Annotated in this window: 23 protein-coding genes and 2 tRNA genes; 10 read left to right on the top strand and 15 right to left on the bottom strand. The window is 40.2% G+C overall.

Features of this window, described 5'->3' with window-relative positions; genetic code table 11:
- Positions 1-100: 100 nt before the first annotated feature.
- The 4 genes from H5162_RS04040 to H5162_RS04025 all read right to left on the bottom strand — a co-directional run bounded on the left by H5162_RS04040 (position 101) and on the right by H5162_RS04025 (position 2,802).
- Positions 101-177, bottom strand: a tRNA-Val gene (locus tag H5162_RS04040).
- 33 nt (positions 178-210) lie between these two features.
- Positions 211-287 (bottom strand) — tRNA-Val (locus H5162_RS04035).
- Between the two features lie 111 nt (positions 288-398).
- The gene (locus H5162_RS04030; protein ID WP_182777759.1) at positions 399-1,469 is read right to left on the bottom strand and encodes a DUF3080 family protein; all 1,071 of its coding nucleotides are present in this window, start codon (positions 1,467-1,469) and stop codon (positions 399-401) included.
- The gene (locus H5162_RS04025; protein ID WP_182731282.1) at positions 1,447-2,802 is read right to left on the bottom strand and encodes an MATE family efflux transporter; all 1,356 of its coding nucleotides are present in this window, start codon (positions 2,800-2,802) and stop codon (positions 1,447-1,449) included. Before H5162_RS04025 ends, H5162_RS04030 begins: the two co-directional genes overlap by 23 nt.
- A gap of 176 nt (positions 2,803-2,978) precedes the next feature.
- Here H5162_RS04025 and H5162_RS04020 point away from each other — a divergent pair, with 176 nt between their 5' ends.
- Complete coding sequence (locus tag H5162_RS04020; protein WP_145233066.1) at positions 2,979-3,608, top strand: riboflavin synthase subunit alpha; 630 nt, start codon at positions 2,979-2,981, stop codon at positions 3,606-3,608.
- An 18-nt stretch (positions 3,609-3,626) separates the two neighbouring features.
- Here H5162_RS04020 and H5162_RS04015 read toward each other — a convergent pair whose 3' ends face one another.
- The gene (locus H5162_RS04015) at positions 3,627-3,830 is read right to left on the bottom strand and encodes a CPXCG motif-containing cysteine-rich protein (RefSeq protein WP_145233067.1); all 204 of its coding nucleotides are present in this window, start codon (positions 3,828-3,830) and stop codon (positions 3,627-3,629) included.
- A 183-nt stretch (positions 3,831-4,013) separates the two neighbouring features.
- On the bottom strand, positions 4,014-4,874 hold the full coding sequence (locus H5162_RS04010) for a fructosamine kinase family protein (protein WP_182717354.1): 861 nt from the start codon (positions 4,872-4,874) through the stop codon (positions 4,014-4,016).
- 131 nt (positions 4,875-5,005) lie between these two features.
- Here H5162_RS04010 and H5162_RS04005 point away from each other — a divergent pair, with 131 nt between their 5' ends.
- Positions 5,006-5,701 (top strand): DUF445 domain-containing protein, encoded by a 696-nt coding sequence (locus H5162_RS04005; RefSeq protein WP_182734304.1) that lies wholly within the window; start codon positions 5,006-5,008, stop codon positions 5,699-5,701.
- A 58-nt stretch (positions 5,702-5,759) separates the two neighbouring features.
- Here the strand turns inward: H5162_RS04005 and H5162_RS04000 are convergent, their stop codons facing one another.
- On the bottom strand, positions 5,760-6,125 hold the full coding sequence (locus H5162_RS04000) for a DUF3718 domain-containing protein (protein ID WP_145233070.1): 366 nt from the start codon (positions 6,123-6,125) through the stop codon (positions 5,760-5,762).
- Positions 6,126-6,478: 353 nt separating this feature from the next.
- On the opposite strand from H5162_RS04000, the gene H5162_RS03995 reads away from it, so the two are divergent.
- From H5162_RS03995 to H5162_RS03985, 3 genes are all read left to right on the top strand, one after another.
- Entirely contained in the window at positions 6,479-7,264 is a 786-nt protein-coding gene (locus tag H5162_RS03995) for a hypothetical protein (protein ID WP_145233071.1), read from the top strand.
- 96 nt (positions 7,265-7,360) lie between these two features.
- A complete protein-coding gene (locus H5162_RS03990; protein ID WP_145233390.1) occupies positions 7,361-8,743 on the top strand; it encodes an amidohydrolase in 1,383 nt (460 codons plus the stop codon).
- Between the two features lie 12 nt (positions 8,744-8,755).
- Positions 8,756-9,997 carry an amidohydrolase family protein gene (locus H5162_RS03985; RefSeq protein WP_145233072.1) on the top strand — a complete coding sequence of 414 codons (1,242 nt, stop codon included), beginning with the start codon at positions 8,756-8,758 and terminating at the stop codon, positions 9,995-9,997.
- Between the two features lie 148 nt (positions 9,998-10,145).
- Here the strand turns inward: H5162_RS03985 and H5162_RS03980 are convergent, their stop codons facing one another.
- Both H5162_RS03980 and cspD read right to left on the bottom strand, forming a co-directional pair.
- On the bottom strand, positions 10,146-12,368 hold the full coding sequence (locus tag H5162_RS03980) for an NADP-dependent isocitrate dehydrogenase (RefSeq protein WP_182777767.1): 2,223 nt from the start codon (positions 12,366-12,368) through the stop codon (positions 10,146-10,148).
- 465 nt (positions 12,369-12,833) lie between these two features.
- Positions 12,834-13,049: a cold shock domain-containing protein CspD gene (cspD, locus tag H5162_RS03975; RefSeq protein ID WP_054204685.1), complete on the bottom strand. Its 216-nt coding sequence runs from the start codon at positions 13,047-13,049 to the stop codon at positions 12,834-12,836.
- A gap of 209 nt (positions 13,050-13,258) precedes the next feature.
- Here cspD and clpS point away from each other — a divergent pair, with 209 nt between their 5' ends.
- Both clpS and clpA read left to right on the top strand, forming a co-directional pair.
- Positions 13,259-13,567, top strand: coding sequence for an ATP-dependent Clp protease adapter ClpS (gene clpS / locus H5162_RS03970; RefSeq protein ID WP_179959204.1), 309 nt, complete (start codon positions 13,259-13,261; stop codon positions 13,565-13,567).
- Positions 13,568-13,636: 69 nt separating this feature from the next.
- On the top strand, positions 13,637-15,901 hold the full coding sequence (gene clpA / locus H5162_RS03965; protein WP_145233074.1) for an ATP-dependent Clp protease ATP-binding subunit ClpA: 2,265 nt from the start codon (positions 13,637-13,639) through the stop codon (positions 15,899-15,901).
- Between the two features lie 176 nt (positions 15,902-16,077).
- Here clpA and infA read toward each other — a convergent pair whose 3' ends face one another.
- From infA to trxB, 5 genes are all read right to left on the bottom strand, one after another.
- Entirely contained in the window at positions 16,078-16,296 is a 219-nt protein-coding gene (gene infA / locus H5162_RS03960; RefSeq protein WP_002962494.1) for a translation initiation factor IF-1, read from the bottom strand.
- Between the two features lie 90 nt (positions 16,297-16,386).
- Positions 16,387-17,091, bottom strand: coding sequence for an arginyltransferase (locus H5162_RS03955; protein ID WP_145233075.1), 705 nt, complete (start codon positions 17,089-17,091; stop codon positions 16,387-16,389).
- A complete protein-coding gene (gene aat, locus H5162_RS03950; RefSeq protein WP_145233076.1) occupies positions 17,084-17,800 on the bottom strand; it encodes a leucyl/phenylalanyl-tRNA--protein transferase in 717 nt (238 codons plus the stop codon). The genes H5162_RS03955 and aat overlap by 8 nt, the downstream gene beginning before the upstream one ends.
- A gap of 178 nt (positions 17,801-17,978) precedes the next feature.
- Positions 17,979-20,792, bottom strand: coding sequence for a bifunctional aconitate hydratase 2/2-methylisocitrate dehydratase (locus tag H5162_RS03945; RefSeq protein WP_182717360.1), 2,814 nt, complete (start codon positions 20,790-20,792; stop codon positions 17,979-17,981).
- Positions 20,793-21,117: 325 nt separating this feature from the next.
- Positions 21,118-22,068: a thioredoxin-disulfide reductase gene (trxB, locus tag H5162_RS03940; protein ID WP_182717361.1), complete on the bottom strand. Its 951-nt coding sequence runs from the start codon at positions 22,066-22,068 to the stop codon at positions 21,118-21,120.
- A 288-nt stretch (positions 22,069-22,356) separates the two neighbouring features.
- Between trxB and pssA the strand changes: the two genes are divergently transcribed.
- The 3 genes from pssA to H5162_RS03925 all read left to right on the top strand — a co-directional run bounded on the left by pssA (position 22,357) and on the right by H5162_RS03925 (position 24,813).
- Positions 22,357-23,682 carry a CDP-diacylglycerol--serine O-phosphatidyltransferase gene (gene pssA, locus H5162_RS03935; protein ID WP_149982341.1) on the top strand — a complete coding sequence of 442 codons (1,326 nt, stop codon included), beginning with the start codon at positions 22,357-22,359 and terminating at the stop codon, positions 23,680-23,682.
- Positions 23,683-23,829: 147 nt separating this feature from the next.
- Positions 23,830-24,282: a GNAT family N-acetyltransferase gene (locus H5162_RS03930; protein ID WP_149982340.1), complete on the top strand. Its 453-nt coding sequence runs from the start codon at positions 23,830-23,832 to the stop codon at positions 24,280-24,282.
- A complete protein-coding gene (locus H5162_RS03925; protein ID WP_182731288.1) occupies positions 24,283-24,813 on the top strand; it encodes a GNAT family N-acetyltransferase in 531 nt (176 codons plus the stop codon).
- Positions 24,814-24,881: 68 nt separating this feature from the next.
- Here the strand turns inward: H5162_RS03925 and H5162_RS03920 are convergent, their stop codons facing one another.
- Complete coding sequence (locus H5162_RS03920) at positions 24,882-25,664, bottom strand: nucleoside-binding protein (protein ID WP_182731289.1); 783 nt, start codon at positions 25,662-25,664, stop codon at positions 24,882-24,884.
- Between the last annotated feature and the right edge of the window lie 65 nt (positions 25,665-25,729).

Raw genomic sequence — 25,729 nt, 5'->3', positions numbered from 1 at the left:
GGACCGGGTGATCAAGAGTGGGTAGTGCTCTAACCAGCTGAGTTGTAGTTTACTTAAGATTTATAAAGTAGGTTAGGCTGATTTTTGTTTTTACTTGAATTGGTACGACTGAGTGGATTCGAACCACCGACCCCTACCATGTCAAGGTAGTGCTCTAACCAACTGAGCTACAGTCGTACAATATATTTTAATAGGACTTTTCCTTAAATTTGGTACGACCGAGTGGATTCGAACCACCGACCCCTACCATGTCAAGGTAGTGCTCTAACCAACTGAGCTACGGTCGTATCATAAATTTAAGTTGTGCTAATTGCTTAACAACGGTCGCTAATATATAGCGTGCGCTGAAGTGAATCAAGCGAGAAACGCTTTTTTTAGTTCGTTTGCCGTTTTTTTATTCATATTGGGCTGATTTCACACGTTTTATAAAATTTTTGCCACCAAATAACGTGTGTTTTGGTGGAGTCTTTAAATGCTGTGAGTATATTACTTGGCTGCGCTGGGCTTAGTAATGCCGTTAGTTGCGGTTGTGTTGGGCTGGAGTCTTGCCATAATGCTCGATACAACGGCATTAGGCGCTCTAAAGCACCTGATAGTTGAGCCTGATAGGGTTGTAACTGCTGCAAGTAATATTTCTTGAATACGTTGCTGAGGATCTGTGCTTTGCGTTTATTTTTTAGCGGGTTGCATAGTGTGCTTAGCTCAATATTCGCTAAAAAGTTACTAGTACTATTATTTAGCTGTGTTTGTTGGCGTACTGCGCTTATTAAAGCTTGATTGAAGTTAAACTGGCGCAATTGTGCCAGTAGCGGATAGAGCGCTTGAGAGTCTATTTGTGCATATTGCTGCTGTATTATTTGCTGTTTTAAATTCACTAGGCTTTGCAGCGCAAGTTCGGTTTCTACAAGGCCGGCTAAGTTTGTATCAAGTGTATAGCCGGTTAGCTGCCATGTGCGTTTTAGTTCTGGGTCTTTATAAAGTAGCTGCTTGAACTGCTCTAATAACTGTTGTTTTTTATTATGTAATTCGTTACTTATGGCTTGATAACTTTTTGAATCAGGTTCTAGACTATCTAAGCACTGTGGTGCAAATTGAATAAATTGAATCTGGTATATTAACTGGCTAGCAGGAGAGGCGAGTTTTCCTAGTTGACTATTATGTTCAGCAATAAGGGTATTGAGTTTACAGTGTGAAAGTTGTGCCAGTTGCAATATGCTCAACTGTTGTGCATTTTTTGGTTTATTGTTGCTAACAACTGATAGCGCAACATTGGTAAGTTTTGCTGTATCAGGAGTTGGCTTATCTAACGCATTCGCGAGGCGCTGCTGATATTCTAAATACACATCAGCGGGTTTATCTGTGCATGCACAAAGTAGCAGTAAACAGCACAGTAAACTACAAAGGTAACCAAACCGTGACTTTTGGTTACCTTGTTGGTGCGATTTTTTAAGCGCTTTTAAGTGGTTCATGTTTGAATCTATTCGCGACAGTGAGCATTAATAACACTGCGGCTACACTTAAGCCGACGATGATACCTACCCAAAAACCATGCGGGCCCATTGCTGGCACTATTAAATCGGTGCGTGCTAAAACAAAACCCAGTGAAAAACCAATCAACCAGTAAGATATAAAGGTTATATACGAAATCGGTGCTGTGTGTTTTAAACCCCTTAATATACCGTTGGCAGCTACTTGTAAGGAATCAGGTAGCTGATAAATACACGCTAGAATCATGATTGACGTTGCTAAGGCAATAACACGTGCATCATCTGTATAAAGTTGACTGATCACGTTTCGGCCAAAGAAGGTGATGGCAGCAAGTAGAATGGCAATGATCATGGCTAGAATATAGCTTGTTGAAATAGCTTTTTTAAGCTGCTCAAAATGATGTTGGCCGTATAAATTGCCAATCCGAATACTGATCGCAATAGATAAACTCAGTGGCATCATAAACAGCAAGGTTGTGACACTTGCAGCAATCTGATGGCCGGCTACCGCAACCGCACCTAAGTGCGCAATAAATAAAGGAATACAGGCAAATAAAGTGACTTCAAAAAATGTAGCAAGTGAGATTGGTATGCCCACCTTAGTAATTGCCCACATGGTTGGTAATTGCGGTGCTTGAAAGTTTGCTAATAATGTTTTGGCATCTACTTTTTTACTTAATTGGCAATAAATAACTTGTGCGATGGCCATAGCAGTAAATACTAATGCTGTGGCAATCCCACAGCCTGCACCACCGAGTGCGGGCATACCAAACATACCGTGAATAAACACATAGTTGGCTGGGATATTGATGGCTAAACCAATTAAGCTGATATAAAAAGCCGGCTTTGTCATCCCCATGCCTTCGGTAATATTACGATAAACACTGAACACTAAAAATCCAATAATGCCCCATTTTACAAAATGAATATAGTCATAGGCCATATTGGCGATAGCAGGGCTGGTATCGAGTTTGAGAATAATAATATCGGCAAAATAGGCAATAGATAAACCGATAACACTCAATACACCAGCTAGGTACAAGCCTTGTTGAAAGTAATGGCTGATGCCGGTTTTATCGTTAGCGCCGGAAAATTGCGCAATTATGCCAGTCAGGGCTAATAATATGCCTTGCAGAGCCAACATGGCGGGGTTCCATACGCCGGTTGCAATTGACAATGCTGCTAAATCGGTAGGACTCACTTGTCCTGCCATGATGGTGTCGACCACTGACATTAAAACTAAGGTTACTTGTGCTAAAAAAACGGGGATTGCCAGAGAAACTAACCGTTTGGCTTCCCAACTACAAAAAGTCATATCACTTACTACGTAAACTGAAGAGGCAGATAGTGTAATCGATAAAGCACAGAATCAAAAATTATAGCGATGAGTCAATGTTATTGGTTACAGTAATAATAACGTGGATCGGGTAAACTAAAGCGTGAAATAATATGAATAGTATCTACTTTAGGTAATAAAAGGTGAATTGATTTATGTTTACAGGAATTGTGCAAACACAAGCGACGGTGATTTCAACTAACCAGCAGCAAGGTGTGATGCGTTTAGTGCTCGCTGTAGCAAAGCAATATGTTACAAAACTTGAGTTAGGCGCCAGCGTTGCCATTAATGGTTGCTGTTTAACGGTTGTTAAAGTAGATAATATCTCTGATCAACCGCTTGCTCAGGTTCACTATGATGTAATTGACGAAACATTACAGTTAACTAATTTAGGAAAGCTTATTGCTGGCAGTACCGTTAACTATGAGCGCTCTATGACTTTTGGTACTGAGTTAGGTGGGCATATTGTATCTGGTCACATTCACTGCACCGCCCAGATTGAAAATATTATTCATACACAAGATAATTGTAAAATACAGTTATGCTTACCAAGTCAATGGCAAAAGTATGTGATGTATAAAGGTTTTGTATCAGTCAATGGCGCTAGTCTCACGGTAGGTGAAACCGATGAGCAGGGCTTTTGGCTGCATTTGATCCCAGAGACGTTAGCTATTACCAATATTGGTAAGGCTGCAATTGGTGATGCGCTAAATATCGAGGTTGATCAACAAACTTATACCATCATCAATACGGTCGAAAATTACTTACGACAGCAGGCTTCGTAGTCAAATATAAATGCTAGGCTAAAATATTTGTTCGTCATCGCTATCAATATGTAACTCTACCTTACTATTTGCATAGTCAATATGCATATTAAAATGGATAGGGTTACAGCATGCTGCGCAATCTTCGAAGTAATCTTGATCGCCATCACTAGCATCAAGGGTAATATGAATATGATGGCCACAATGTGGGCAGCAGATCCGTTGTGAGAGTTGGTTTTTCATAAATGATTCAACCTTACAAAGCAGAGCAATAAAAGGTAATTATTTATCGCTGCTGATAAATGGTTATGCACCCCATAATTGAACGCTAGCGCCTGTCATTGCTGGGGTTGTTCAACATTAGGCGATATCTAAATATAGTCTGCTTTATTCATTTATGACATCTATTTGACAATAAAAACGACCTTATTTCAGTAGTAGTTCTATTTGTTGTTTAGCTTCAGTAAGATAGTGGCCGGCAAAGATATTTGCATGATTTAAAATAGGGTAAAGCTGGTAAATTAACTTACGTTGCTCATAGCCCTGTGTTAGTGGGTAATGCTTGTTATAGGCGATGTAAAAAGCGTCAGGTAAAGGAGCAAACAGCTCGCTCATGGCAATATCAACTTCCCGATCACCATAATAGCAACTCGGATCAAATACACTCGGTACTGATTGAATAAATCCCATGTTGCCACGCCAAAAATCGCCATGCAACAATGATGGCTTTACGGTATGACCATGTAGCATGTCTTTTATCAGTGCGACAAAGTAATCTTTGTCGACGAGATCAATGCCTTTTTCATGCAGTAATTGGAGCTGCCAGCCAATGCGCTCTTCGGCAAAAAATATATTCCATTTTTTATGCCAGCGATTGGGCTGAGTTGTTGGGCCAATAAAGTTATCCTGATCAAAACCAAACATGGCTTGGCGATGTTTCAGATGCAGGCTTGCAAGGTGGCCACCCATAATATGCCAGTTGGTATGAGGTTGTTGGTCAAGTTCAAGCCATTCTAAAACGATAAATGAAAACTCAATATTAGCACCTGTAGTGATACAATCTGGCACCATAAATAAGCTCTCTTTAGTGAGCAGTTGTAAATTGTGGGCTTCGTTTTCAAATCGCTCTAAGTCACTACGATGAGCTACTTTAACAAAATACTGGTGTGTACCATCACTGAGTTGAAATAGTTTATCGTTATTTGGGCTTTGCAGTTGGCGTTTTATAGTGTGTTTAAAGTCAAAATGCATTGCTTGGCTGATCTGTTCGTTAACCGTATTCCACATAGCATTGTTCACCTTTTATACAGATAGTTAAACTATGGCAAAAAGTAGTTAAATAAACAAACTCTTGAGAGTAAAATTAATGTTTTATAAGCGCGCGCTAAGCTTTATGCAACAAACAAGTGGAGAGAATGATGAATAAAAGCCTTATTACCAATGTAATTGCCGGGATTTTAGTGGTGACGGGTTTTCTATTTGACCAAGCAATTGTACTGTCAATCGGCTTATTTGCACTCTCAGGCGCAGTGACTAATTTACTCGCAGTGCATATGTTATTTGAAAAAGTACCTTTGTTATATGGTTCGGGCGTGATCCAGCTGAAGTTTGCAGGTTTTAAAGTGGCGATTAAAAATCTTATTTTAACCGAGTTCTTTTCAGAGCAAAAAATATCTCAATTGTTAGGCAACAAAAATATCAATGTCGACCTACAGCCAGTGATCAATGAAGTCGATTTAAATCCTGCTTTTGATAACTTACTTGACGTTATTGAGCACTCCCAATTTGGTAGCATGTTAGCGATGTTTGGAGGTAGTGCCGCGGTTGAGCCAATGCGCGAAGCATTTATTGACAAAATGCGTGGATCATTACTTAATATGAGCGAAACCGATGAGTTTAAAAGTTTGGTGAATGAAAAATTGACGCAATCAGGGCTCGCAAGTGATTCGTTGTTTAACACTGTTTCTGGGTTGGTTGATGAGCGTTTAGACGAGCTGACACCAAAAATGGTCAAAGATATTATACAAACCATGATCCGTGAGCATTTAGGCTGGTTAGTTGTATGGGGCGGGGTATTCGGTGGTTTGTTTGGCCTGATTGCTGCAATCATATAAATTAATTTTTAAGCAGGCCAACGACTCGCCTGCTTAAATTTGATATTGCCTAGCCATACTACTTAGAACCGGCAACAACCATAATTGTTTGTTGGTCTAGTTTTGCTAAATCTTGAATTGAGGTACCCGTTGTCGTTTCAAGGTTTAGATACTTTGCCGTTTTATTAAAACCGTAAGTTCCCGCAAATTTTGCGATACTCATGTCGTTACAACGCAGTTTATCGGTTGTGGTTGTTTTGCTAATACGTAAGTCTCTCATCGTTGCATAAAGTTGCGAAGGCCTATTGGAGCTCACCGCCATGCATATTTGGGTACTTGGACTATTATCAGCTGCAACAAATTGTGCAGCCTCAGTATTTGTTGCAGTAAGTGCTGCAGAGCTTAAAAGTAATGTTGTACAAATCGTTGTTGATAAAGTATTCATCATCATTCTCCAGTGGTTTGGGTATGTCTGCTTGTTGATGAGTTAATTATCAGCTTTATTTTTAAATAAAGCTGTAAATGAAAATCGACAAGATGTAACACCGTGTGTGGATGTGTTTTATAATAATTAACTATCTGATAATAAATGATTTAATGTATGTGTTTTGACATATTTCAAACAAATTATTTTTCACTTTTTTTATTGTTTTTGGTTGTTTTTCAATCTGCTTTCATAGGTTTTACATTATATTTACTTTAGAGTCATTGTACTTTGTTGTGCAGCATTACTGACATATTTTTCAACCCTGTTATGATCGTCTTGATTATCAAAATACCTGTCTATTAGGAGACTCTGTGAGTAAAACATTGGCGAGTTATTATCAGCAAGCATACGCCTGTGAACAGCATAATTTTAACCGTTGCTTTTATTGTGGCTGTGAAGCGACTGAGCGCGATCATTGCCCGCCATTGCATATGCTACAAAGCATTATTGATTTAGGTGAAGAAGCTGAGTTTATTAGTATTCCAGCGTGCTATGAATGCTATGCAATATTGCACAACGAGCGCTTAATGACGATTGATGAACGCTTTACTAAGTTAAAAAACAAACTCGGTGCCAAATACGCTAAACCACTGCGGGTTTATAATATGTGGCATGAGAATGAACTTAGCGATATGAGTGATGAGTTTGCACATAGCATTAAAGCGGGTATGGCGTTAGGAAAAGAAGCCGCAGAGCGCTTGGCGTTTAGTGGTTTTAGTTATGCAACCGAAGAAGCCAAGGTCACAGTGCGAGAAAAAACGGCTGAGTTTGATGTTGAAGGCGCCATTTTTACTGATTTTAAAGAAGCTTTAAATTATTGTATTAGCGAATTAAAAGTACAAAAAAGTGATTTTTATAAAATTTTAGTAGAAGACTACCAAGGTGATTTTAATAAAGCCTTGAGTCAGTATCGTCATCGTCACGATAAAGTGACTGCCGCTAAAGATGGCGATTGCCTAATTAAGGATTTTTCAAAATTGCATAAACAAAATTCAGACTTCGTAACTCGCACTGTTAAGCACTTTATTAGTAAAGATCCAAGTTTGACAACAGAAGCTGCACTTGAGCAACTGTATAACAATTATATTAAGAAATAACATTCATCTTATATAAATGCAGCTCTAGCTGATTTTTTAGCTTTATGTTGTGTGTTTATATAAAGTAACAAAAAAACAACAACAGAGACTAATATGATGCAAAAATTTGCTCCTTCATTGTTGGTTGTTGCACTTGGTGTGGCGATTGCCGGCTGCCAAGACAACGGCCCACAAGACGACAAAGTAACAATCAATAAAAATCCATATCCAAGTACCTATAAGGTACTTAAATCAACCACGACGCTTATCACCAATGCAACAGTACTAACAGGTACAGGTGAGCGTTTAGAAGAAGCCGATGTATTACTTGTTGACGGAAAAGTGCAACAAGTCGGTAAAGATCTAACTGCACAAGCTGATTTGACTATTGATGCACAAGGTAAATGGGTTACACCTGGGCTCATTGATGTACATTCACATTTAGGAGCATACCCAAGCCCTTCTGTTGAATCTCATCAGGACGGCAATGAAATGACCAGCCCAAATACTGCCGAAGTGTGGGTTGAGCATTCAATTTGGCCGCAAGACCCTGGCTTTAACCGCGCGCGTGAAGGCGGTATTACCGCATTACAAATTTTACCTGGCTCAGCTAATTTATTTGGTGGTCGAGGGGTTACTTTAAAAAATGTTCCATCGCACACGATGCAGGGTATGAAGTTCCCTGACGCACCGTATGGTTTAAAAATGGCCTGTGGTGAAAACCCTAAGCGTGTTTACGGGCGTAAAGGGGTTTTACCATCAACACGAATGGGCAATATGGCTGGCTATCGCACTGCTTGGATTGGCGCCGCTGAATATAAACGCGCGTGGGATAAATACGATGCTGATTATGCAGCAGGTAAAAATCCAGAGGTGCCGCATCGTGATATTAAATACGATACATTGCGTGGTGTATTAGAAGGCGAAGTAATGATCCACAATCATTGTTACAAAGCAGAAGAAATGGCAATGATGATTGACCTTTCAAAAGAGTTTGGTTATCACGCGGGTACTTTCCATCACGGTATTGAAGCATACAAAATTGCTGATTTACTTGCAGATAACGGCTCATGTGCTGCGCTTTGGCCTGATTGGTGGGGCTTTAAAATGGAAGCTTACGACATGGTACAAGAGAACGTAGCTATTGTTGATGCGGTTAAAAATTCTTGTGCTGTTGTTCATTCAGATTCTGACACCACAATCCAGCGCTTAAACCAAGAAGCCGGTAAAGTAATGTACCGCGCTAACGATAATGGGTTTAATATTTCAGAACAGCACGCAATTAAATGGATCACTTCGAATGCTGCAAAATCGCTAGGTATAGCTGATAAAACCGGTTCACTCGAAGCTGGCAAACAGGCTGATGTGGTAATTTGGAATCAAAGTCCGTTTAGTGTTTATGCTAAAGCTGAGCAAGTATTTGTTGATGGTGCGAAAGTGTATGATCGCTACGATGATACATTCCAAGCACAAAGCGATTTTATGTTAGGTCAAAAATAAGGAGTAACTAGGATGACAAAATTAACACATTCATTTTCACTCTCGCTAGTTGCTGCTGGTTTGTTAGCAAGTACTGCGGTGAACGCCCAATCAGTCGCGATCATCAACGCCACTGTTCATACCTCAACTGAGCAAGGTATTTTACAAGGCGCTAGCATCATCATGGATGAAGGCAAAATTATTGCTATTAATCCTGCAACAGTCGAGGCTGATACGATTATTGATGCCAAAGGGCAAATTGTTACAGCTGGCTTTATTGGCAGCATGAATCAGTTAGGTCTAGTTGAAGTTGGCGCTGTTGCTGGCTCTCGCGATGCTGGCGATGATAAAGCGGGGATCGATTTTGATCCAAGCCTAGCATTTAATGCTCACTCAAGCTTGATCCCGTATGCACGTAAAGGTGGCATTACCCGTGATGTGATCACCCCACATGGCGGAGAAAGTATTTTTGCAGGCCTTGCCAGCGTAGTTGATTTAAGCGGTGAGTTTGACAGTGTTAAGCAAACGCAAGTCGCGCTGGTAGTTAATTTAGGTGAGAAAAGCAAAGGCTCGCGCGCAATGTCGCTGAAAAACTTGATTGATAAGTTAGCAGCACATCAACAAAAAGCCAGCAAAAAAGATAAAAAAGACGATGCTGTACCAAGCACTGAAGATAAAGTGCTCGATAAAGTATTAGCGGGTGAAATGCCACTATTAGTAACGGCTTCTCGCGCCGCAGATATTATTGAGCTAATCAAAGTAAAACAACAGTTTTCACTTAATTTAGTGATTGCAGGCGCACAAGATGCCGTGGTTGTGAAAGAGCAATTAGCGCAAGCAAATGTTCCAGTCATTGTAAGTTCTATGGAGAGCTTGCCAGGTAGTTTTGATTCGCTACATGCGAGTTTAGATAATGCAGGCAAACTCGAAAAAGCAGGCGTAAAGGTGTTGTTGTCGATCGCAGGCGATGCCAGTCACAATGTTTATCAATTGCGTTTTGACGCGGGTAATGCAGTTTCTTATGGCATGACACAAGCTGGTGCATTAAAAGCGATAACAGCGAATGTTGCTGATGTATTTGGAATTAATGCCGGTAGTGTGGCGGTAGGTAAAGCTGCTGACTTAGTGATGTGGAACGATGACCCATTTGATTTTACTAGTCACGTAACTAAAATGTTTATTAACGGCGAAGAAGTTTCAACTGAAGCACGCCAAGATAAACTCCGTAAGCGTTATACTACTGACTCAGATATGCCTCGCGCATATACTAAGTAACTACGTTCAGCTTAGTAACTTGAACAATTTAAAGGCTGCATTTGCGGCCTTTTTGCTTTTTGTATCAGTGAAAAATAAAACATTATTTAAAAACCACAAAAAAGGCGCTCACTTTAACAGTGAGCGCCTTTTAAATTTAAATCGATACTTATACTAGTTTAGCTAAGATATCGTTAAATGTTGTGCTAGGGCGCATTGCTTTAAATGCTGCATCATCATTTGGTTGGAAATAACCACCGATGTTTACAGCTGGGCCTTGTGCATCGTTAAGTTCGTTAACGATTTGTTCTTTGTTGGTTTCTAAATCACTGGCGATTTGTGTGAACTGTGCTTTAAGTTCACTGTCATCGTTTTGCTTGGCAAGCTCTTGCGCCCAGAATAAAGATAGGAAGAAGTGAGAACCACGGTTATCAATTTCTTTCACTTTACGAGACGGTGATTTGTTTTCAGCAAGGAAAGTACCTGTTGCTTTATCAAGTGTATCAGCTAGCACTTGTGCTTTGTTGTTACCAGTATTGACAGCTAGGTGCTCAAGTGATGCCGCAAGTGCTAAAAACTCACCTAACGAATCCCAACGTAAGTGGTTTTCTTTTTCGAATTGTTGAACGTGCTTCGGTGCTGAACCACCTGCGCCAGTTTCAAATAAACCGCCGCCATTCATAAGTGGTACGATTGAAAGCATTTTTGCACTCGTACCAAGCTCAAGAATTGGGAATAAATCAGTTAGGTAATCACGTAATACGTTACCTGTTACTGAAATAGTATCTAGGCCATCTTTAATGCGTGCAAGAGAGAATAAGGTTGCTTCAAGTGGTGCAAGTATTTGAATATCAAGGCCAGATGTATCGTGGTCTGGCAAGTATGCGTTAACTTTTTTGATTAATTGTGCATCGTGTGCACGGTTTTCGTCAAGCCAGAAAATAGCAGGGTTACCGGTAGCGCGTGCACGGTTTACAGCTAATTTTACCCAATCTTGAATTGGTGCATCTTTAACTTGGCACATGCGCCATACATCGCCTTGCTCAACAGTGTGTTGTAGCAATACGTTGTCAGCACTATCAACAACACGGATCACACCATTTGCTGGTGCTTCAAATGTTTTGTCGTGTGAACCATATTCTTCAGCTTTTTGTGCCATTAGGCCAACGTTAGGAACGCTACCCATAGTGGTTGGATCAAATGCACCGTGTTCTTTACAGAAATCAATTGTTGCTTGATAAACACCAGAGTAACAACGATCAGGAATGACAAAGCTAGTATCTTGTAATTTACCTTCACTGTTCCACATTTGACCGCTTGAACGAATTGCAGCAGGCATAGACGCATCGATAATCACATCACTTGGTACGTGTAAGTTAGTGATACCACGATCAGAATCAACCATCGCAATTGCAGGGCGTGTAGCGTATACAGCGTCAATATCAGCTTCGATTTCAGCGCGTTTAGTATCGTCTAATGTTTGGATTTTAGCGTAAACATCACCAAGACCATTATTAACATCAACACCTAGCTCAGCAAATAAAGCGCCGTGCTTAGCAAAAACGTCTTTATAGAATACTTTTACCGCATGACCAAAGATGATTGGATCAGATACTTTCATCATGGTTGCTTTCATATGTAATGAAAACAGAATGCCTTTTTCTTTTGCAGCATCGATTTCAGCCGCTAAGAAAGCTTGTAGTTTCGTAATACTGATTGAAGATGCGTCAATCACTTCACCAGCAAGTAATGGCGTGCTTGCTTTAAGAACAGATACGTCGCCATTTTCAGCAACGTGCTCAATACGTACATCAGTAGCAGTATCAAGCGTTACTGATTGCTCAGAGCCAAAGAAATCGCCTTCGCTCATGCTCGCAACATTTGAAGCAGAATCTTTGCTCCATGCACCCATTGAATGTGGGTTGTTACGTGCATATTCTTTTACAGAGCCAGGAGCACGACGATCAGAGTTACCTTCACGTAATACTGGGTTTACAGCACTACCTTTGATTTTGTCGTAAGTTGCTTGAATTGCTTTTTCTTCATCTGTTTTAGGTTCAGCAGGGTAGTCTGGCAGTGCGTAACCTTTTGCTTGTAATTCTTTGATAACAGCACGTAATTGTGGAACTGATGCACTGATATTTGGTAATTTAATGATGTTTGCTTCAGGTTTTTTAGCCAGCTCGCCTAATTCAGCAAGCGCATCACCAATACGTTGTTCTTCAGTTAAATACTCAGAGAAGTTAGCAATAACACGACCCGCTAAAGAGATGTCACGTGTTTCAACTTCAACGCCTGCGGCATTAGTGTATGCTTGGATGATCGGCAGCAAAGAGTATGTTGCTAGTGCCGGAGCTTCGTCTGTTTTAGTGTAGATAATTTTTGATGTCATCATCATTCCTAGATAGTAGGCGTAAGAGCCATATTCAACAATGCAAAGAAATATCATCGCCATCATGCGTGCACGACGTGACAATGATCAGTCAGTTAGGTGTTAATACTGTTGATTAAATAATCACACCTGACGAACTGTATTTAATTTTATGTTATTTATAAACTAAGTAAATTAGCCATTAGCCTAATTATTAGTGTTTAAAGGGCCTTTTGAGGCTGCTTTTAAGCACCTAAGAGTGTAACAAGCTTGGCAACAAAGGGCTAATAACAAATATAACATGGGGGTATTAAAAAAGAATTTCAAGAGGAAGGACAGTTTTTGTTCATTCTGTACGTTTAATTTCTAATAGATTAAAAATGCCAGCTTTGAATCTGAATGTAAAATTTAATTGAGATTAAATAGTTTAGAGGAATTAAGCGAGGATCTTTACAGGTCGCTCGCTTTAGTCGAACGTCTAAACAACTACACTAACTCTTCGTTAGGCGCTATATTAGTCGCATGCATGCCTTTAGGGCCTTGCTGCAATTCGAATGTTACATCTTGACCAGCTTTAAGTGTTTTATAACCGTCCATTACAATCGTTGAGTAATGGGCGAATATATCATTCTCGCAGCCGTCTTCTACGATGAAACCAAAACCTTTGGCATTATTGAACCATTTGACTTTACCACAAGCCATACTTCTACATCCTTCTATAAGTTGACTAATTTAGTTATTCTAAACCGTATAGTTTGATAGACTGACTAAGGTTTAATCAATCTACAACTGACTGTAGTTTATTTCGCCGATCAGTCAAGTGTTTTAAACTATTTTTTTAACATTTAATTTATTTTTTATTCAAGTTTGCTTGAGTTCCAAAGACAAGACTATATTTAATTATGAGTGGCATGAAAGATTCAGGTGTTTTAGATACGGTTCGCGATAGTGAGAAGCAAAAACTGCAACCACCGCGAAAATACAAAGTCATTTTAAATAATGATGATTACACGCCAATGGACTTTGTGATAGAAGTACTAACGACGTTTTTTAATATGGATAGCGATAGAGCAACAGATGTGATGCTGCAAGTTCATCAAAATGGTCGCGCAATTTGCGGTGTTTATACCGCAGATGTAGCGTATACCAAAGTTGAACAAGTTAACCGTTATGCACGAGATAACGAGCATCCACTGCTATGTAGTTGTGAGCAGGAATAATACCAAGGTAGGGTGATCAAAATACCCATCACAACGGTATAAAAATATTATCTCAGTAAGGGGTTGCTAATGCTAAACAAAGATTTAGAACTAACTTTAAACGCGGCGTTTCGCGAAGCGCGTACACGTCGCCATGAATTTATGACTGTAGAGCACCTATTACTTGCCCTACTTGATAATCCATCGGCTGGAGAAGCGCTACACGCCTGCGGGATTGATATGGCAGCATTAAAAGCTGAGCTATCAGAGTTTATTAATGAGACCACTCCAGTCATTCCTGATTTAGAAGAAGAACGTGAAACTCAACCAACACTTGGTTTTCAGCGGGTATTGCAACGCGCAGTATTTCATGTGCAATCATCGGGTAAAAACGAAGTAACAGGCGTCAATGTGCTGGTTGCCATTTTTTCAGAACAAGAAAGCCAAGCGGTTTACTTGCTGAAAAAAGCTGATATCTCGCGACTAGATATTGTAAACTTTATATCTCATGGTATCTCTAAAGCAGACGATGACATGGGCGGTGAAGATGCTGATGATATCCATGAAGAAGTACAAGCCGTTCAAGGCGAAGAGCCAAGTAAATTAGAAAACTTCACGTCTAATTTGAATGTACTCGCCCGTGAAGGGAATATCGACCCATTGGTGGGCCGTGATAGTGAAGTAGAACGCACGGTGCAAGTACTGTGTCGTCGTAAAAAGAATAATCCGTTATTAGTTGGCGAAGCTGGGGTAGGTAAAACTGCTATTGCTGAAGGTCTAGCGTATCGCATAGTGCATGAACAAGTACCCGAAGTGATTGCCGATGCTGTGGTGTACTCGTTAGATATGGGGGCATTACTTGCTGGTACTAAATACCGCGGTGATTTTGAAAAGCGCTTTAAAGCATTACTAAAAGAGCTTCAGGCGAAACCTGGCGCTATTTTGTTTATTGATGAGATCCATACAATAATTGGTGCCGGCGCAGCCTCTGGTGGCGTTATGGACGCATCTAACCTGCTTAAACCACTGCTTTCGAGCGGTAAGTTACGTTGTATGGGCTCAACTACCTATAACGAGTATAAAAATATCTTTGAAAAAGACCGTGCGTTAGTGCGCCGTTTTCAGAAAATTGATGTACTTGAACCAAGTGTCGCTGATACCACTAAAATACTTAATGGTTTAAAAGAACGTTACGAAGAGCATCATGGCATTCGCTATACGCAAAAAGCGTTAAAAGCGGCCGCAGAGCTCAGTGCTAAGTACATTAATGAGCGTCACTTACCTGATAAAGCCATTGATGTTATTGATGAAGCGGGTGCTAGCCAACGATTACAACCGATCTCTAAACGCAAAAAAACCATTGGTGTGGCAGATATCGAATTGATCGTGGCAAAAATGGCGCGTATTCCGCAGCAAAGTGTGTCATCAAGCGATAAAGAGACTCTTAAAAATCTTGATCGTAACTTGAAGATGTTGGTATTTGGCCAAGATCAATCAATCGATGCACTAACCTCGGCCATTCGCTTATCACGTTCAGGCTTATCAAATGAAGATAAACCAGTCGGTTCGTTCTTGTTTGCAGGACCAACGGGTGTAGGTAAAACGGAGGTAACTAAACAGCTTGCAAAATGTATGGGTGTTGAGTTTATCCGTTTTGATATGTCTGAGTATGTTGAGCGCCACGCGGTAAGCCGTTTAATTGGTGCGCCTCCAGGCTACGTTGGTTTTGAACAAGGTGGTTTGTTAACTGAGGCTGTGATTAAAAATCCACATTCGGTTGTCTTACTGGATGAGATTGAGAAAGCTCACTCAGATATTTACAATATCTTACTGCAAGTGATGGATCATGGCACGCTGACAGATAATAACGGCCGTAAAGCTGACTTTAGAAACGTTGTGGTGGTAATGACTACCAATGCGGGAGTACAAGAAACAGTACGTAAATCAATAGGCTTTACTGATCAAGATCATTCTCATGATGCGATGAGCGAAATCAATAAAGTATTTTCGCCAGAATTTAGAAACCGCCTAGATAACATCATTTGGTTTAACCACCTTGATCGTGATGTAACTTTACTGGTTGTTGATAAATTTATTGTTGAGCTACAAGCGCAGCTGGATAAAAAGTCAGTTAATCTTGAGCTTACTAACAAAGCGCGGGAATGGTTGGCAGATAAAGGCTACGATAAAGCTATGGGCGCACGTCCAATGGGCCGCGTGATCCAAGAGCAATTGAAAAAGCCGCTGGCAAACGAGATCTTATTTGGGCAACTTATCGACGGTGGCACAGTGAAAGTGTCTATCAAAGATAAAAAATTGCGTTTTGATTATGAAACGAATTTAACACCTGCATAATTGCAGCGTTAAATAGAAAACAAAAAGCCCAGCAATTGCTGGGCTTTTTGTTTATTAAATGTAATTGTTAGTTTAGCTATCAATTACATTTAATAAACGCTTCAAGCTAATGTAGAAAGTAACTAAGTTACTCAGACAACTTAGCTAAAAACTTGATATTTCGTTAACGCACTAACTTAGCGAGCACGGAATACGATGCGACCTTTTGATAAATCGTATGGGGTCATTTCTACGGTAACTTTATCGCCGGTTAAAATGCGGATATAGTTTTTACGCATTTTACCTGAAATGTGAGCCACAACTACGTGACCATTTTCAAGCTCAACTCGGAACATTGTATTTGGTAAAGTATCAAGGACCGTCCCTTGCATTTCGATTACGTCTTCTTTCGCCATGTTTAGCGTAACACCTCTTTAATAGTTAAACGATGCAGATTCTGCCGAAAATACACCAATAAGTAAAGCCGCAGTAGGCATTTTTGTAAATTAAATAGCCAGCCACTGGTCTGCAACCCTATTTTGGGCAGGTAAAAATTGGGTTTTGTAACGCATTTTTGCACATTCATCAATTTGATAACCTAAATAGACAAATTCTTTATCGTATTGTTTGGCAAATTTGAGCTGCTCTAAAATCATAATTGTGCCCACACTGAAGTGCTCATAATCAGGATCAAAAAAAGTGTAAATAGCAGAAACAGCGTTGTGCATACAATCAGTTACCGCCACTGCAACCAGTTTCTCTTGGTCCCATAATTCAATAAAAGTAATTGGTAACCAGTGACAAAATATAAAGCTGTTGAACTGACTTTGTTCTGGTGGGTACATAGAACCGTCTTGGTGACGCTCGGTAATGTATTTACTGTATAACGGAAAGTATTCAGGGCGTTGTTGGTCTGAATATTTCACACTAAAGGCATTTTTTGCTTTATTAAGTTTACGTTTTTGTGATTTTGTCGGTAAAAATGCCTTAGCTAATACACGCACAGACTTACATGCGCTGCAAACAGGGCAGTGTGGTCGGTAAATTTGGTCACCACTACGGCGAAAACCGAGGGCCAGTAATTGCTCAAATTTGCCCGGGGTATAACAACTTGGATCCAAAATGACTAATAATTGCTCTTGGCGATCGGCTAGGTAGCTACAATCAAATTGTTGGCTTAAACCTAAACGAGCAGGTAAGTGTTCAGTCATAAATAGCGATAAGCTCCTGAGGTTGCCACATTGTTGTTGGAATAATAAACTCTTCTGCTTGTTTTAGTTTAGTTAAAAATTCTGAGCGCGGTAGCACTTTTTCACCTAAAGTGACTAAATAAGGATTCTCAAGCTGACAGTCAATAAAATGCGCATGGTGACGTTTCAACCAATTGACCAATGCCCACATGGCTAATTTTGAACAATTAGCTTGATGATGGAACATTGATTCGCCGCAAAATACGCCATGCTGCATAATACCGTACAAGCCTCCAACAAGTTTGTCGTCTGACCAGATTTCTAAACTATGCGCTAAGCCTGCTTTATGTGCATCTTTATAAGCGTTGAGCATTTTTTTTGTGATCCAGGTGCCATCTGTTTCTAAGCGTTGTTGGCGACAGGCTTCAATCACCTGAGTAAATTCGGTATTAATAGTCACTTTAACCGGATTTTTTTTCAGATGCTTGCGTAAGCTTCGGCTAATATGAAATTCATCGAGTTCAATGATGCCGCGCATACTTGGCGACCACCACATAATTGGCTCGTATTCACTAAACCATGGAAAAATACCGTAGCGATAGGCATTTTTTAATCGCGTTACAGATAAGCATCCACCAATGGCAAGTAAACCATCTGGATCATCTAATGCATGGGTGGGATCAGGAAAAGCAAAGTGGCTTTTAGCGAGTTGATAAAGTTGTTTAGTCATAACACCGATTGAATAACTGAATGGTCAAGATAAAGTGTAACCTGTTGCTTTAAATTCACAAACCACAAATTATTGTGTTATCCATCCCCTCGTACAGCGCTTACTTATGATAGGCAAATTGTAGGCATAAAAAAAGCGCGTTAAAAAACGCGCTTAATTGAACCATTAACTAATCGAATTAGCTAACCACTTTTACGGGTACTGCTTGACCTGCGTTGAACTTAGTTGTCATCGCTTCTTCAACAGGTACAAACGATGTAAGGTCAATACCTTCAACTGCAGACTTATACTCTTCGATAGTCGGGAAACGACCAAGAACAGAAGAAAGTACTACAACTGGCGTTGAACCCAGTAGTGACTCACCTTTTTTCTCAGATGTATCAGCTACTACACGGCCTTGGAACAGACGTGTTGACGTTGCGATAACAGTGTCACCAGGTTCAGCTTTTTCTTGGTTACCCATACATAGGTTACAACCAGGGCGTTCTAGGTATAAGATATTTTCATACTTAGTACGTGCAGCCGTTTTTGGTTTTGCATCGTCAAATTCAAACCCTGCGTATTTAGCAAGGATATCCCAATCGCCTTCCGCTTTAAGCTCATCAACAATGTTATATGTTGGTGGCGCAACGACCAATGGCGCTTTGAATGAGATAGAACCGTTTTTCTTCTCAAGGTTACGTAGCATGTGAGCAATAATTTTCATATCGCCTTTATGAACCATACACGAACCAACAAAAGCTAAATCAACAGGCTTGTCGTTGTAAAAAGAAACAGGGCGGATCACATCGTGAGTATAACGCTTAGAAACATCATCGTTATTTACATCTGGATCGGCAATCATTGGCTCAACGATTTGGTCTAAATCAACCACAACTTCTGCGTGGTATTTAGCATTATCGTCTGGAGAAAGTGCTGGCTCTTCACCAGATTGAATACCTGCAATACGCTTGTCGGCTAAGTCGATTAGACCTTGTAGCGTTTGCGCCTCGTTATCCATCCCTTTGTTGATCATGATTTGGATACGTGACTTAGCAAGTTCAATTGACTTAATTAACGTTTCATCATTTGAAATACAGATTGATGCTTTCGCTTTCATCTCTGCAGTCCAGTCAGTGAAGGTAAACGCTTGGTCAGCCATAAGAGTACCAATATGCACTTCAATGATGCGACCTTGGAACACGTTTTCGCCACCAAATTGCTTAAGCATTTGCGCTTGCGTTGCATGTACAACGTCGCGGAAATCCATGTGCTTAGCCATTTTGCCTTTAAACGTAACTTTAACTGAATCAGGAATTGGCATAGCTGATTCACCCGTTGCAAGTGCAACAGCAACCGTACCCGAGTCGGCACCAAAGGCAACACCTTTAGACATACGTGTATGCGAGTCACCACCGATGATGATTGCGCGGTCATCAATAGTAATGTCGTTCAATACTTTGTGAATAACGTCAGTCATTGCATGATAAACGCCTTTCGGGTCACGTGCAGTGATCAAACCAAACTTATTCATGAACGCCATTAGTTTAGGAATGTTTGCTTGCGCTTTGCTATCCCATACAGATGCAGTGTGACAACCAGACTGATATGCACCATCAACAAGAGGTGAAATCGTAGAAGCAGCCATGGCTTCTAATTCTTGTGCTGTCATTGGGCCGGTTGTATCTTGCGAACCAACGATGTTCACTTTAACGCGAACATTTGAGCCTGCATGAAGTGGTGTATCAGATAGTACACCTACTGCATTACGGTTAAAGATTTTTTCAACCGCTGTTAAGCCTTGGCCTTCATGTGAAATTTCTTTTGAAGGTGCATACACAAGTGGAGTTTCAATGCCGAGTGTTTCAGCAGCAAACGTTTGTAGTTTTTTACCGAATACAACAGCGTAAGAACCACCGGCTCTCATGAATTCAACTTTTTGCGGTGTGAATGCTGACGAAATATCAACAAGTTCTTTATCACCGTTATAAAGCTTTTTCTCTTTAGTATTGATTGTTAACACAGTACCGGTAGCAACAGAGTACGCTTCTTCAAGCACTGCATCACCATTGTCATCAGTCACTGTATTGCCGTTTGCGTCTACTTTTTTAACCCAATTTTTAAGGTCAAGACCAATACCGCCAGTTACATCAACCGTCGTTAAGAAGATTGGCGCAATACCATTAGTACCTGCAACAACAGGGGCAATGTTGATGAAAGGAACGTATGGGCTTGCTTGTTTACCCGCCCAAAGTGCTACGTTATTCACACCAGACATACGTGATGAGCCTACGCCCATCGTGCCTTTTTCAGCAATAAGCATTACTTTAGCGTTAGGGTGTTTCTTTTGAAGCGCAACAATTTCTTGTTGTGCTTCTTCAGTGATCATGCATTTACCGTGTAATTCACGGTCAGCACGTGAATGTGCTTGGTTACCTGGAGATAGTAAATCAGTTGAGATGTCGCCTTCACCGGCAATATAGGTTACTACATCGATTTTTTCTTCGATGTCAGGTAATTTTGTGAAGAATTCAGCTTGTGCGAAACTCTCTAGTAACTCTTTAGCAATAGCATTGCCTGCTTCGTATGCCGCTTTTATGCGCGCCATATCTGCATCGTATAAGAATACTTGAGTCTTAAGTACTTCAGCCGCTTGTGCTGCGATTGTTGCGTCATCAGCAAATACTAAATCAATTAGCATTTCAATTGACGGGCCGCCTTTCATGTGTGAAAGCAGTTCAAATGCGAATTCTGGAGTGATCTCTGCAACTTGCTCTTCACCCAAAATAATTTCTTTTAGAAACTGTGCTTTAACGCCCGCAGCACTGGTTGTTCCTGGTAATGTATTAAAGATAAAGAAATGCAGTGAATCTTTACGGTGCTCGTTATTAGTATCTTTAATTTGATTAATGATTTCTGATACTAGTTCAGCGCTATCGATTGGTTGTGGGTTTAATCCAAGCTCCGTTTTACGGGTTTGGATTTCTTCCATATATTTTGTATACAAACTCATAGAAAACTCTCGGTATTTTACTTGATATGAAGTTAAGCATTTTAACTGATTTTACAGTCTCTAGTAATGCCTAAATGAATAAAGCTTTTCTGCCTAACTATAATTATAGCTAGTTTTACTTACTATACTTTGACGATATTCATTGCTCGAACTTAGATCCTATCGCACCTAAGCCATTAATTGTATAAATATGATTGATTCCGAGTATAAGTGTGGTGAATGTTGATGCGACTGCAATGAGTACTTTTCGGTGTAGGATGAGCCTTTATAATTTTTGGCCAAAAAAAGGGCTGAAAATTCAGCCCTTACTATATGTTGTGTAAACTTATAGGTTATCTAAGAAACGCTCAGCATCAAGTGCTGCCATACAGCCAGTACCAGCAGAAGTGATTGCTTGACGGTAGATATGATCAGACACATCACCTGCAGCAAAAACACCTGGTACACTTGTTTGTGTTGCATTGCCGTTTAGGCCTGACTCAACCACTAAGTAGCCATCTTTCATTTCAAGTTGGCCAACAAACATATCAGTATTTGGTTTATGACCAATTGCAATAAATACGCCCGCTAAATCAATTTCTTCAGTGGCTTCTGAGTTTGCATCCTTGATACGAACACCGGTAACACCCATTTGGTCGCCCAGTACTTCATCAAGCGTACGGTTATAATGCATGACTACGTTACCGTTTGCTGCTTTTTCAGCGAGGCGATCGGCTAAGATTTTTTCACTGCGGAAGCTATCACGACGGTGAATTACATGTACTTCATCAGCAATGTTCGATAAATAAAGCGCTTCTTCAACCGCGGTATTACCACCGCCAACAACCGCAACTTTTTGACCTTTATAGAAAAAACCATCACAGGTTGCACATGCTGACACACCACGGCCTTGGAAGTTAGTTTCAGACTCTAGGCCCAAGTACTTAGCAGATGCACCCGTTGCAATGATCAGCGCATCACACGTGTAAGTACCTTGGTCGCCAGTTAGCGTGAAAGGGCGCTTAGTTACATCAACAGTGTGAATGTGATCAAAAACAATTTCAGTTTCAAAACGCTCGGCATGCTCTTTCATACGATCCATTAATGCAGGACCTGTTAAACCGTGAGCATCGCCCGGCCAGTTTTCAACTTCAGTCGTTGTTGTAAGTTGACCGCCTTGTTGCATACCGGTGATCAATACCGGGTTTAAATTTGCGCGTGCTGCGTAAACTGCTGCAGTGTAACCCGCAGGTCCAGATCCTAAAATTAGCAACTTACAATGTTTTACTTCACTCATGTTTTTATATCCTAAACGTTTAATAGCGTATTAATGCGCTCGATTTTAAGAGAAACAAGAGGGAAGTAAATAAAAGCGGCGATTATTTTTTTTTCTAAATCACAAAGCTGTCAAATATTGTGTACTAGAATCATGATAAGTGTACGATTTGTATGATATCTGAGCTATTAATTCAGTATTAACTCCGCATGCGACGTTAATTCATGACCAAGCTGTGTTTTTTTGATATGTTTTAACTAATTTTGATTTGTGACCCTGATTAAGGGTGACCTAAGTGAATAGGCAATTATGTTATTTTGGCAGGAAAAACCCGCGTACGGGTTGACTTCAAAAGACGTTAACGTCTTAACCAATGCACAAGAATATCGCACGCATTTACTAGCACTGATTGCGCAGGCAAAAACACGTATTTATATTACGACACTTTATCTGCAAGATGATGAAGCAGGGCGTGAAGTGTTAGCAGCGTTACATCAGGCTTCATTAGCAAACCCCGCATTAGATGTAAAAGTGTTGGTTGACTTTCATCGTGCCCAACGCGGTTTAATTGGTGCGGCAAAGTCAGATGGTAATGCCAGTTTATATTGTGAATATCAAGAAAAATATCAATCAAATGTACAAATTTTTGGCGTACCAGTAAAAGCAAAAGAACTTTTTGGGGTGCTGCATTTAAAAGGTTTTGTAATTGATGATACGCTGCTTTACAGCGGTGCGAGTTTAAATAATGTGTATTTGCAGTATCAAGAGCGCTACCGGTTAGATCGCTATTTTTTAGTCGAGCAGGCCTCACTATGTGATTCTGTGATTGACTTTATTGAACATGAATTGTTGAGTTCTGAAGCCGTTCCACGCATTGATGTGCGGCCTTTAACAAAGTTTAATGATATTAAAATCGCACAAAAACAATTGATGCGTTCATTAAAGCAAGCTAACTACGCTCACAGTGTGGAGCAAAATGAGCAAGCACTTGGCGTGCGACTATTTTTAGGACTGGGACGACGTAATAACGAGCTCAATCGTGTGATCAAATCCTTATTTGATGCCACCGAGCAAGAGTTAGTGCTGTATACCCCATACTTTAATTTTCCTGCACCGTTAATGCGTTCCTTGCGCCGCTTACTAAAACAGGGCAAGCAAGTAACAATCGTAGTAGGCGATAAAACGGCGAATGATTTTTACCTGCCACCAAGTGAACCATTTAGTAAAATAGGTGCTTTGCCGTACTTGTATGAAACGATTTTGCATAAATTTTTAAAATCGCAAAAGCGCCATATTATTAACGGTAATTTAAATGTGTATTTGTGGCAGCATGAAAGTAACTCATTTCATTTGAAAGGTATTTGTGCTGATCGTAAATATCATTTATTGAGTGGCCATAATTTAAATCCTCGTGCCTGGGGATTAGATATCGAAAATGGCATTTTATTAGAAGATCCTGAGCAAAGTCTCATGCCAGCAATCGACAATGAAAGAGCCGAGATATTACAACACTGTCGTCGTTTAAACGGTGCCGAAGATTTAGAAACCATGGACGATTACCCGCCAGCGGTTAAAAAATTGCTGGGGCAAGCTAAGCGTGTCAAAGTTGATTTTATTATTAAGCGTTTTATTTAACGCAAAGTTAGAGACTAAAATGTAAGTACTATAAAAGCAGCGGTTACGCTGCTTTTTGTTGATTTAGCCTCGGAGCTGTTGCCCAACTCCGCTACAATATTTTTGCAAAACTGATGATGGTTATTTTAATATTCAAAGGAACTAACAATGCTTATTAAATCCGCCGAGCAAAAAGATTACGCCTCTTTAATTGAGATCTGGGAAGCTTGCGTTTCTCATACCCATGACTTTTTAACCCAACAACACATAGATGAACTGAAACCATTGATTTTGGCACATTATTTTGATGCTGTTAGTCTTTTTTGTTGTAAAGACAACAGTGGAAAAATAATTGGGTTTATTGGCGTTGCTGGCGGCAATATTGAAATGCTGTTTGTTGAGCCGACTTTCTTTGCGAAGGGGGTTGGCACGTTCTTAATTAATTACGCGATTGATAATTTAGCGGCAACTCATGTTGATGTTAACGAGCAAAACCCTAAAGCCCATGGTTTTTATTTAAGTAGAGGGTTTGAGCAAATAGGGCGCTCTGAATTAGATGGTCAAGGAAAGCCGTTTCCGCTGCTACATATGCGTTTAGCAAAAGTAGTTGAGGCTGACTAAATGGAACTGGTGATTTCAGATTCAATAACTTTAAAGCCATTAGATATTAGTCACGCAGTTGAACTTTACCAAGTTATCGCCGATAGTCGGGAAAATCTGAGTCAATTTTTACCTTGGGTGGATGACGTAATAGATGTTAATTCAACTAAACGTTATATATATGAACGACTACACAGCGGTAAAGCAGGTTCTCAGTGGTTTGCGGTATATATAGAGGATCGCTTAAGCGGTGTATTTGGTATTAAACACATTGATCCTGACAGTAAAGGTGCTGAATGCGGTTATTGGTTAGCTGATTTTGCACGCGGGCAAAGAGCCATGAATCAAGTGCTTACTAAAATAGTGCCTTATATAAAAAATAATAGTCATGCAAAAGTGATTGAGTTTTGTTGTTTAGAGGAAAACTTAGCGAGTATAAAGGTTGTGCAACGCGCAGGCGCACAATTTAAATATTATCAAAAAGAGACATCAATCTTCCTTGCTAATCAGCAACAGCAGCGTTTAGGTGTTTATGAAATAAAGCTAACGTGATCTGTGTTCATGGTAAGTAAAAAAAGCGCAATACAATTAATATCGCGCTTTATTATTATCGCTAACTATTAAAACGTCCACTCAACATGAAATTGCGGTACCGACTCAGTGGTATCGGTCCCTAGCTTGTTGTGCCAATATTGCCACTCAAGGCCAAGTAGTAAGGTGTTTTCTTTCATGCTGATGGCATTACCCAAGTCCCAAGTAATGATAGGCTGCGCTAAGATCCACGCCTTAACATCTTCACCAAATTCATTTTCGCGCTCAGCAATATATTCAACATGGCCAGTTATATTAAATTTTTGCGAACCAATCGAAAACGGGTAACCCCATGCAACATCTAGCATCCAGCTGTTAGTTTCAATAGGCGCGCCGCCACGCGCAACACCCTCGTTATCATCTATATAGGCCGTAACTAGGGTTGATAAAAAACTAAATCCTGGCGCTTGCCAATTTACTTTAACACCGGGTAAATACTTCAATACCTTAGCATCACCTGCGGCGTTAAAGCCCGCTGTTAATCCAACGTCAGCAATAGCGCCAAACGAAAAGTCATTACCGGTTATTTTAGAAAGGCTAAAAGTTGAATACCATTCGCCATAAAAGTCACGGTCTTGATAGCCATCATCAACATTATCATTAATGTAATCTATGAAGAAAAAGTTATCACCATAGTCATAGCCAGAGGCGTGTTGCAGTGAAGCGATTGATGTACCTGCTTCTTGTTCAGTAAATGGGTTTTTAAAATCGCCGTAGTTTAAATGTAGTTGCGTTGTGCTCCAATTTGCAGCAAAGCTAGATGTACTAACTGCACAAAGGGCGAATAAAGATAATGTTGATTTTATATTCATAACTATATGTTTAATGGGGAGTAAAGTGCAAAGTATAGCAGATACGCCCAAACGTGAGCGCATCT

The organism is Pseudoalteromonas sp. SR41-8 (assembly GCF_014163915.1).
GTDB classification, from domain to species: domain Bacteria; phylum Pseudomonadota; class Gammaproteobacteria; order Enterobacterales; family Alteromonadaceae; genus Pseudoalteromonas; species Pseudoalteromonas rhizosphaerae.
The sequence above is the reverse complement of the archived record's forward strand: the minus strand, read 5'-3'. Positions and strand labels throughout refer to the sequence as shown.